The organism is Pseudomonas meliae (assembly GCF_001400515.1).
GTDB lineage: Bacteria > Pseudomonadota > Gammaproteobacteria > Pseudomonadales > Pseudomonadaceae > Aquipseudomonas > Aquipseudomonas amygdali.
Genome location: NZ_LJQT01000138.1, coordinates 1 through 3,315, shown reverse-complemented (window position 1 = coordinate 3,315; position 3,315 = coordinate 1). Strand labels below are relative to the sequence as shown.

The 3,315-nt window shown below is 56.0% G+C and carries 3 protein-coding genes and 2 pseudogenes; all 5 read left to right on the top strand.

Annotation, left to right across the window (positions count from 1 at the left end):
• A partial coding sequence (locus ALO64_RS06120; RefSeq protein ID WP_094195073.1) for a TIGR03757 family integrating conjugative element protein occupies positions 1 to 239 on the top strand: 239 nt, incomplete at its 5' end.
• On the top strand, positions 236 to 1,174 hold the full coding sequence (locus ALO64_RS06115; protein ID WP_044345638.1) for a TIGR03756 family integrating conjugative element protein: 939 nt from the start codon (positions 236 to 238) through the stop codon (positions 1,172 to 1,174). The genes ALO64_RS06120 and ALO64_RS06115, both read left to right, overlap by 4 nt.
• Positions 1,171 to 2,561, top strand: a pseudogene (locus ALO64_RS06110) (integrating conjugative element protein). Before ALO64_RS06115 ends, ALO64_RS06110 begins: the two are co-directional and overlap by 4 nt.
• Positions 2,562 to 2,563: 2 nt before the next feature.
• Positions 2,564 to 2,938 carry a hypothetical protein gene (locus tag ALO64_RS06105; protein ID WP_044345639.1) on the top strand — a complete coding sequence of 125 codons (375 nt, stop codon included), beginning with the start codon at positions 2,564 to 2,566 and terminating at the stop codon, positions 2,936 to 2,938.
• Positions 2,935 to 3,315: pseudogene (locus ALO64_RS23925) on the top strand (conjugal transfer protein TraG N-terminal domain-containing protein); the annotation flags it as partial. The gene ALO64_RS06105 and the pseudogene ALO64_RS23925, both read left to right, overlap by 4 nt.

Genomic DNA, 3,315 nt, shown 5'->3' with positions numbered 1-3,315 from the left:
TGCAGCAACGCCTCAAGAGCAGCGATGCGCAGCGCTTGCAACGAGATCTGGCATTGGCTCAACAAGACCTAGTAGACGCTTGGAGCATGGGGGTAACGAAGGTGCCTGCTGTGGTGGTCGACCGCAAGTTTGTGGTGTACGGGGAAACGAACGCTACGGCGGCTGAATATCGCATTGCCCAGTGGCGCACCGCCGCCAAATATCAGAACGCATCTGGCCAGGGAGATGCGCCGCGATGAACCTGCGAAAGCCTCCAGCATGGGCAGCCTTAGCCTTGTCGATCTCAACCTGGCCGGCAGCAGCGGGCACGGTGACATCTGCCACCCTAGTCGCCTCAACCCTGTCGCCTGACTGTCTGGAGTACAAGGTGGTCGGGATCTGCTACTGGCTGCTCTGCACCCCGTTTGGATGCAAGGTGAAGACGTCGACCAAGGTTCGTCACTTCGTTCCAGACGCCGTGGTCTCAAGCTACTCGAATACCGGTGAAAACCCGTGGATTGAGGTCTCTTCGTTGAGTTCATCAAATTCATTCGCCCAGGATGGCGGTGACGGAACCACCAATCACAACAACGAAGATAGCCTGGCTAAATTCAAAAACGCTGACGTCATAGGCCACCCCGGAGGAGCAACATTCAGTAAGTTTGCCAGCGCCTCGGGTTATGCCTGTCAGGGCGCTGCCACGCCCTACATGCCCTACCTGCTGAGCACTTTGGACACCGTCGCCTGGCGTTACGGAGTTCCAGAATCAGTGTATCCAGAAGCACTTATTCCCGGCCGTCGAGAGGTGGGTGGTCTGACGTCGGGGGACATGTGGGGAAGTGTCTACCCTCGCAGTGGTTTTATCCATCAAGCCGACGATTACAAGGCGGCATCCGTGATCGCGCAGCGTGCTGGTGACGTGGTCACTCGCAGCGGCCAGGTTCATGTCTATCAACCGCTTCTGGCACAGCCCCAGCCAGGCTATTGGCCTGCAGGAGAATTGATCGAGACCGACGCCACCACCGGTAAGTGGCAAGAGCTGACGCCTACCCTCAGTCAAAGCTGCGCGGTATTTCCAAACTCCCAGCCCCGTGTGCAGGCAACCGATGGTGGTTACGCCTGGGCGTTATGGCGACCGTATTCCTGCTGCAAGCGGGAAGGACAAACCTTTCTTGGCAGTACGGACTTTCAATGATGATCAACAGGACTTCAACTATGCGCCGCGCTGCCTTTCTGACTATCGCATTCATGAGCACCCTGACAGCCCACAGTGCTCTCGCCGAAATCCCGGGAATCAATGCAAGCTCGTCGGGCAGCGTGATTGGCGACGACGTGCTCTACAGCGTCGGAGGCGGCAACGCTGTGACGATGGGTACGGCGGGGAATATGGATAGCATCAGCATCGGCGGAGGTTGGAACAGCAACCTGGTCTGCGGAAACATGAACATGAACACACGCTCCAGAATCAGTTGAATGGAGCAACCTCCGGATTTCAGACGATCATGGGGTCGATGATCTCAAACGCTACCAGCGCCGTTTCATCACTACCAGGCCTGATTATCCAGCGGGCTAATCCGGCTTTGTACAACTTGCTCACCAACGGCATTCTGCAGGGTCGTCTTGACTTCGACCGCTCCAAAGGCACTTGCCGTGCCATTGCTGACAAGATGCTTGATGTCGCCGGAGGACAGATGGGCTGGAATAAGATCGCCGAGGGCCAGGCTATGAGTCAGGCGGTGAAAAACGGGAACACAGATGCTGTATCAGCCGTTGCACAGGTCGAAAAGCAGGGAGGGAATGACGGTATTACGTGGCTCGGAGGAAATAAGGCCGGCGGATCTGGCCAGCAACCTATCAAGGTTGTAGGCGACGTTACCCGTGCGGGATACAACTTGCTGAACGGACGCGGCGCTGCCGATACATCGTCCATTAGTCCTTCGGCCTGCAACAACGGCATGGTGTGTTCCACCTGGTCATCGCCTCAGGCAGCTACCACTTTCGCCAATCGTGTACTGGGAGAGCAACAACAACGCACTTGCGAGGATTGCACCAAAACGACGTCCACTGCCGGCGTTGGGCTCACTCCTCTCATCCAGGAATCCTACGACTCCAAGCTAAAGGCGCTGCAGGAATTGATCTCGGGCAGCAAAGCGCTCACCTCGGAAAACTTGACTGCAGCGAGCAGCGATTCTCTGCCTGTTACCCGTGGAGTGGTCGAGGCACTAAGGACTGAGCATGACCAAGATATCCTCGCAAAACGTCTTGCTTCAGAGGTCGCTTTATCTGAGGTTCTCGGCAAAGCGCTACTGCTTCAGCGCACCATGTTCACCGGAAGCAAAGAGCCGAACATTGCCGCCAACGATGTGGCCCTGCAGGCGGTCAGTCAGCAGAACAGCAGCCTGCAACAGGAAATTGACAACCTGAAGACCGAGCTGGATATGCGTCGCAACCTGGCCAGCAACTCACCGACAGCCATTCTACAGAGAGCTCAGAGCCGGAAGGACAGCTCCAAGGGCATCTTTCAAGGCGATCCAACACCTGACCGCCTCGAGCAGCTGCAGAACCCTGCGAAAGGTAACTGATCATGAGTTCATCGCCGGTTGCCAAGGGATGGCTACGTAGGGGCGCGAAAGCGCTCGTTTCATTCACCTGGCCGGTCGTGCTGACCATTGTTCTGGCTGTGATTTTCATGACAGCCATCGCGCATTTCTTTGGAGACATTGAGCAGTTCAGGGAATGGCAAAAAGCGCACTACAACTACATGCTGGCCTGGCGGCTGTCGCTTTATGCAGCGATAGGGCTTGGCTGGTACAGGCTAAGACGCACCCTTAAACAGCGAGCATCAGACACAAATCTATTCCCCTCGGGACTTCGTCGCTGCGAGGTTATGGCCATCTTCGTCATTCTCCTTTTCGAGCTTCGGCGCGCTGCCACTGTAGCGGGAGTTGACCTGCCATGATCTTGCACACGAATGACTACCTTGAGTATTACCTGACACTCGTCGGATGGCTGATCAACAGCGGCATTTGGAACATGATCGAGGACAGCGGACTATTCGCGGCCCCTTTTGCGGCCATTGTCATCAGCGAATGGCGGTGAGGGAGCTGATGAGGGCAACAAGGGTGTCCTGTCGTTAGCCCGGGTAGAAAATCGTTTCTATACGGCAATCCTAGTCATCATCCTGGCTTGCATGCCTCTGGTAAACGTCAGCATTGATACCATCCAGTTCGACCGAAGCCGATCAGAGCAATGCCAATACTCGATACCCAATCCGACTGATACAGGCTGGGAAACATCCTTCAGTACGCTGAACGGTAAAAGTGAACCGCCCCGGGT

Excerpts from the sequence above, each read along its gene's own strand:
- ALO64_RS06115 (WP_044345638.1), top strand. The coding sequence starts at position 236 with ATGAACCTGCGAAAGCCTCCAGCATGGGCAGCCTTAGCCTTGTCGATC.
- ALO64_RS06105 (WP_044345639.1), top strand. The coding sequence starts at position 2,564 with ATGAGTTCATCGCCGGTTGCCAAGGGATGGCTACGTAGGGGCGCGAAA.